This is a genomic window from Okeania sp. SIO2B9, assembly GCF_010672505.1.
In the GTDB taxonomy this organism is placed as follows: Bacteria; Cyanobacteriota; Cyanobacteriia; order Cyanobacteriales; family Microcoleaceae; genus Okeania; species Okeania hirsuta.
In genome coordinates this window covers 1-1,791 of record NZ_JAAHGK010001443.1, presented here as the reverse complement: position 1 = coordinate 1,791, position 1,791 = coordinate 1, and the positions used below count along the sequence as shown (strand labels likewise).

Genomic DNA, 1,791 nt, shown 5'->3' with positions numbered 1-1,791 from the left:
ATTTTTTGGTAGGAAAAATGCTTCAAAGTCAGTCTAGACAAGGGAATTATTGTTTGGGTTGGCGATCGCCTCTTTCCCTAATCATAATAATCTGTAGGGACGTTGCATGCAACGTCCCTACCTGTTCCCTGTTCCCTATTCCCTGTTCCCTGTTCCCTGCTCTATTAAATAGAATCCAATGGCACTCCTAACCATTCTGCAAAATTTTCTAATTGTTTGAGTGTGGTGCTGCTCAATGATACCACTTGGTAATTACTAGGACTAGGAGCTGCTAAAGTTACCTTATGGGTCAGAAGTTGATCGTGATGAAAAACCGTTACTTCAATTGAATCTCCTGGTTGATAATCTTTGAGGCGATCGCTCAACTTATCAGCACTTACCCGAAAACCATCTATTGCCAATAACTCATCACCCGCATCCAATCCCGCTAACTGTGCTGGCCCTTGGGCTTCGACAAATTTAATTATTTCTTTGCCATTCTTAGTGACAACATTCATCCCTAAATTAGGCCATTTATTGTCTTCTCTCTTAAGTTGTAATCCAAAAGGCTTGAGATACTCGTCAAAAGGCAACTCATCTACACCATCAATATACCTCTCAAAGAAATCATCCAAATTTACTCCTGCTACTTCTTCAATTACACTTTTCAATTGTTCGGGAGTAAAGCCTATTTCTGGTTTACCAAACTGCTCCCACATTCGGCGCATTACATCATCTAGCGAGTATTGATTTTGATGTTTTTCCCTAATTAATAAATCGAGCAATAAAGATACCATCGCTCCTTTTAAATAATAAGAAATCTGGCAATTATTGCTATTAGCATCCCGACGATAAAGTTTAATCCAAGCATCCCAACTAGACTCACTTAGGGGTTGTACCTTTCGTCCTATTGTTGTTAGGAAAAGTGTAATTTCTTTCCCTAATCCTTGTAAGAAAGTTTGAACATCATAAACACCAGCTCTGAAAGGAATTAATAAGTCATAATAGCTAGTTGTACCCTCACAAAACCATAGAGAAGGAGTATAGTTTTCCTGTTCATAATTAAATACTTCTAGAGCTTTAGGTCGAATACGCTTAACATTCCATAAGTGAAAAAATTCATGGGCGACTAATTGCATAAAGCGATCGCGTTTTTCCTTACTCCTAAAACTGAATCTAGGATAATTTAAAGTACAGCTAAATTTATGCTCTAAACCACCAAACCCCTGTCCAGATATATGCAATAAAAATAGATATTTTTCATAAGGTAAACCACCAAAAAACTTGGCTTCTACATCAATAATTTTTTTAATATCTGGAATTAACTTTTCTGGTTCTGCATTACCTGTTCCCCAAATAGCTAACTGATGTGCTTTTCCTTGTACTTCAAATTGATATAATTGATGAGTACCTATTTCAAAAGGACTATCTACTAAAGTATCAAAATCTACTGCCTCAAATGTATTATCAGAACCTGGAATTTCTGGTAAAGAAGTCGCTACTTTCCAATCAGGTTTAGGTGGAATAATCTTTATCCAAATGGAATTTTTCTCAGCTCCAGGAATATCAAAAAATAAAGCTGCACCATTAAAATAACCATGTGTAGAGTCTAAATGATTAGTGCGTACCGTTAATTCATTTGCAAATATCCTGTACTGTACTATTACTTCAGAAGTTCCTGAAGTTTCTATTTGCCAATGATTTTTACTGAGCTTTTGCCAATCTAAAGAAGATTCATTTTCACTATAAGCACAAAAATCTTGTAAATGTTTAGCATATTCTCTAACTAAGTAAGACCCTGGTGTCCATACT

General features: G+C 36.1%; 1 protein-coding gene. It reads right to left on the bottom strand.

Features of this window, described 5'->3' with window-relative positions; all coding sequences use genetic code 11:
* Positions 1-164 precede the first annotated feature (164 nt).
* On the bottom strand, positions 165-1,791 hold a 1,627-nt coding region (locus tag F6K13_RS31550), incomplete at its 5' end, for a M61 family metallopeptidase (RefSeq protein WP_287289646.1).